Here is a 3,257-nt window from a genome sequence, read left to right as displayed (position 1 = left end):
AGCCCCGGCACCGCGCAATTGGTGGTGCAAATGGGGCCGATCATGCTGCTGATCGCCAGTCTGTTCGTGTTCAAGGAACGCTTCAGCATCGGCCAGGGCATCGGCTTGCTGGTGCTGCTGATCGGGTTCGGACTGTTCTTCAATCAGCGCCTGGCCGAGCTGCTGACTTCGCTGTCCGACTACACCGCCGGCGTGCTCTTGGTGCTGCTGGCGTCGACGGTCTGGACCTTCTATGCGCTGGGCCAGAAGCAATTGCTGACGGTGTGGAATTCGTTGCAGGTGATGATGGTGATCTATCTGTTCTGCGCGCTGCTGCTGACTCCGTGGGTGCATCCGCTGGAAGCGCTGAACCTGAGCCCGCTGCAGGGCTGGCTGCTATTGGCGTGCTGCATGAATACGCTGATCGCCTACGGCGCATTCGCCGAAGCGCTGGCGCACTGGGAAGCATCGCGAGTTAGCGCAACATTGGCAATCACGCCGCTGGTGACGTTTGTGGCGGTGGCGATTGCGGCGCGGATCTGGCCGGACTATGTGCATGCCGAGCAGATCAATGCGCTGGGCTATGGCGGGGCGGTGCTGGTGGTGCTGGGTTCGGCGCTGGTGGCGTTGGGGCCGTCGTTGATTGCCGGCCTCAAGGCGCGGCGGGCCAGGGTTGTGCCTGGCTGAAGATCGGCGGCGCCTGAATTCGCGAGCAGGCTCGCTCCCACATTTGAGCGCAATTTTCCTGTGGGAGCGAGCCTGCTCGCGAAGACGGACTTTCAGGCGCTACATGACTCAGCCCTTGGCGCCAGCCTCGATCATGTTCTCCGGCCGCACCCAGGCATCGAACTCTTCATCCGTCAGATAACCCAGCTGCAACGCCGCCTCGCGCAAGGTCAGCCCTTCGCTGTAAGCCTTCTTGGCGATTTCCGCCGACTTGTCATAACCGATGTGCGGGTTCAGCGCGGTCACCAGCATCAGCCCACGTTCCAGATGCTTGGCCATGGCCTCGGCATCCGGCTCGAGCCCGGCAATGCAGTGCTGCTGGAAGTTACTGCAGCCATCGCCGAGCAAACGGATCGATTGCAGCAGGTTGTGGATGATTACCGGTTTGAACACGTTCAACTGCAAGTGCCCTTGGCTCGCGGCAAAGCCGATCGCCACGTCGTTGCCGAGCACCTGACAGGCGAGCATCGACAGCGCTTCGCACTGGGTCGGGTTGACCTTGCCGGGCATGATCGAGCTGCCCGGTTCGTTCGCCGGCAGCTTCACTTCAGCGAAACCCGCACGCGGACCTGAGCCCAGCAGGCGCAAGTCGTTGGCGATTTTCATCAGCGCCACGGCGAGGGTTTTCAGCGCGCCGGACAGGGTGACCAGCGGCTCATGGCCGGCCAGTGCAGCGAATTTGTTCGGCGCGGTGACGAACGGCAAACCGGACAGTGCTGCGAGTTCAGCGGCAATCGCCTCACCGAAGCCGTGCGGTGAATTCAAACCCGTACCAACGGCGGTACCGCCCTGAGCCAGTTCGCAGACCGCCGGTAGCGCGGCACGAATCGCGCGCTCGGCGTAATCCAGTTGCGCGATGAAGCCGGACAGTTCCTGACCGAAGGTGATCGGCGTCGCGTCCATCATGTGCGTGCGCCCGGTCTTCACCAGTTTCATGTGCCGCGCCGCCAGCTCAGCGAGGCCGCCGGACAGCTCGGCAATCGCCGGCAGCAGTTGTTCCTGCACTGCTTTCGCGGTGGCAATGCTCATGGCGGTGGGGAAGCAGTCGTTGGAACTTTGCGAGCGATTGACGTGATCGTTCGGGTGTACCGGCGACTTGCCGCCGCGCGGGTTGCCGGCCAGTTCGTTGGCGCGACCGGCGATCACTTCGTTGACGTTCATGTTGCTCTGGGTACCGCTGCCGGTCTGCCAGACCACCAGCGGGAACTGCTCGTCATGCTCGCCGGCGAGCACTTCATCGGCGGCCTGTTCGATCAGGCGGGCGATGTCGGCGGGCAGGTCGCCGTTGCGGTCGTTGACCCGCGCGGCGGCTTTCTTGATCAGGGCCAGGGCGTGCAGCACCGGTAGCGGCATGCGTTCCTGACCGATGGCGAAGTTGATCAGCGAGCGTTGCGTCTGAGCACCCCAGTAAGCGTCGTCCGGGACCTCGATCTGGCCCAGGCTGTCGGTTTCGATACGGCTCATCGTGCACACTCCTGTTGGTCTGTTGGCGCAATTTAGGCCGGCGTCGGCCCGGGTGGTTCCATCGGCTCGATTGTTGACCGCAAAACCCCGCCGATCAAGCGCGGCAAGGCTCGGGGGTTGAGCCGCAGCGATTGTTAGGCGCAGAATGGTCGCCCTTGGGGTTCGACCTCGCTTTGCTTAAAGGAAACTCGATGACTCGTCTTCGCGCCATCTGTACCGCGGTTGCACTGGTTTGCGCCAGCGGCCAGGTGCTTGCCGATACCGCCAGCCACAACGCCAGTGCCGAAGCTTTCCTGACGCTGGCTCACGCTGACAAGCTGGGTACCCCGGTGTACATGCAAGTGCAGCAAATGTTCGCCCAGCGCTTTGAACAGACCAAAGCGCCTGAGTCGAAGAAAGCCGTGCTCGAAACCTACCAGGCCAAGGCCAACGCTGCGCTGGACCAGGCCATCGGCTGGAACAAGCTCAAGCCCGACATGGTCAAGCTCTACACCAGCAACTTCAGCGAATCCGAGCTTAAAGACCTGGTTGCTTTCTACCAGTCGCCACTGGGCAAGAAAGTCCTGGAAAAAATGCCGCAGCTGACCCAGCAATCGGCGCAGATGACCCAGGGCAAACTGGAAAGCGCGGTGCCGGTGGTCAACAAGCTGCTCGACGACATGACCAAAGAGCTGACCCCGGCCGCCGCGCCAGCCAAGAAGAAGTAAGCGGAGTTCGTGATGACCATGCAACAACGCATCGAATCGACGCTGGCCCTGTTACAGCCTGAGCACCTGCAAGTGCTGGACGAAAGCCACATGCACAGTCGCGGGTCACAGACCCACTACAAGGCGGTGGTGGTCAGCGCGCAGTTCCAAGGCCTGAACCGGGTCAAGCGCCACCAGAAAGTCTACGGCACGCTCGGCGAGCTGATGGGCGAGTTCCATGCGTTGGCGCTGCACACCTACACCCCGCAGGAATGGGCAGAGATCGACGGCGCCCCGGCGTCGCCGACCTGTGCGGGAGGAAGCAAGCTGTAAGCTGCAAGCTTCAAGCTGCAAGTTAAAAGCGGATCATCTTGCCGCTTGAAGCTTGAAGCTTGAAGCTTG

The 3,257-nt window shown here is 62.2% G+C and carries 4 protein-coding genes; 3 read left to right on the top strand and 1 reads right to left on the bottom strand.

Translation table 11 applies throughout. The features are described 5' to 3' along the window. Positions 1-666, top strand: a 666-nt coding sequence (locus D6877_RS07200; RefSeq protein ID WP_130910331.1) for a DMT family transporter, incomplete at its 5' end; no start/stop codon positions are given. Positions 667-774: 108 nt separating this feature from the next. On the opposite strand, the gene D6877_RS07195 is transcribed toward D6877_RS07200, so the two are convergent. Next, the gene (locus D6877_RS07195; RefSeq protein WP_130910330.1) at positions 775-2,169 is read right to left on the bottom strand and encodes a class II fumarate hydratase; all 1,395 of its coding nucleotides are present in this window, start codon (positions 2,167-2,169) and stop codon (positions 775-777) included. A 191-nt stretch (positions 2,170-2,360) separates the two neighbouring features. On the opposite strand from D6877_RS07195, the gene D6877_RS07190 reads away from it, so the two are divergent. Together D6877_RS07190 and D6877_RS07185 are read left to right on the top strand one after the other, a co-directional pair. Beyond that, a complete protein-coding gene (locus D6877_RS07190) occupies positions 2,361-2,876 on the top strand; it encodes a DUF2059 domain-containing protein (protein WP_016770936.1) in 516 nt (171 codons plus the stop codon). 12 nt (positions 2,877-2,888) lie between these two features. Next, the gene (locus tag D6877_RS07185; RefSeq protein WP_130910329.1) at positions 2,889-3,188 is read left to right on the top strand and encodes a BolA family protein; all 300 of its coding nucleotides are present in this window, start codon (positions 2,889-2,891) and stop codon (positions 3,186-3,188) included. Positions 3,189-3,257 lie beyond the last annotated feature (69 nt).

This window comes from Pseudomonas sp. Sample_9 (genome assembly GCF_004307535.1).
Lineage (GTDB): Bacteria > Pseudomonadota > Gammaproteobacteria > Pseudomonadales > Pseudomonadaceae > Aquipseudomonas > Aquipseudomonas mercuritolerans.
This window is presented reverse-complemented; position numbering and strand designations above follow the sequence as displayed.